The sequence below is a fragment of the Bacillus sp. EB106-02-03-XG38 genome (genome assembly GCF_058792175.1).
Genome location: NZ_JBYTED010000006.1, coordinates 301,269 through 301,904, shown reverse-complemented (window position 1 = coordinate 301,904; position 636 = coordinate 301,269). Strand labels below are relative to the sequence as shown.

General features: G+C 60.8%; 1 protein-coding gene. It reads left to right on the top strand.

Going from position 1 to position 636, the window contains the following annotated elements; genetic code table 11:
- Positions 1 to 636 (top strand): collagen-like domain-containing protein (locus tag AC3WTI_RS24265; RefSeq protein WP_492304469.1); only part of this gene is annotated, 636 nt, incomplete at both ends.

Here is a 636-nt window from a genome sequence, read left to right as displayed (position 1 = left end):
GGCGCTACCGGCGCTACTGGACCTCAGGGCGTTCAAGGTAACACGGGCGCTACCGGCGCTACTGGACCTCAGGGCGTTCAAGGTAACACGGGCGCTACTGGTGCCACTGGACCTCAAGGTAACACAGGAGCCACTGGGGCTACTGGTATAGGAGTTACTGGACCTACCGGACCTCAGGGGCCTCAAGGTAACACGGGCGCTACTGGCGCTACTGGACCTCAGGGTGTTCAAGGTAACACGGGCGCTACTGGTGCCACTGGACCTCAAGGTGCTCAAGGACCAGCAGGGGCTACTGGTGCCACTGGACCTCAAGGTGTTCAAGGTAACACGGGCGCTACCGGTGCTACTGGACCTCAGGGTGTTCAAGGACCAGCAGGGGCTACTGGCGCTACTGGACCTCAGGGTGTTCAAGGTAACACTGGCGCTACCGGTGCTACTGGACCTCAGGGCGTTCAAGGTAACACGGGCGCTACCGGCGCTACTGGACCTCAGGGCGTTCAAGGTAACACGGGGGCTACTGGTGCCACTGGACCTCAAGGTAACACAGGAGCCACTGGCGCTACTGGTGCCACTGGACCTCAAGGTAACACAGGAGCCACTGGCGCTACTGGTGCCACTGGACCTCAAGGTAACACA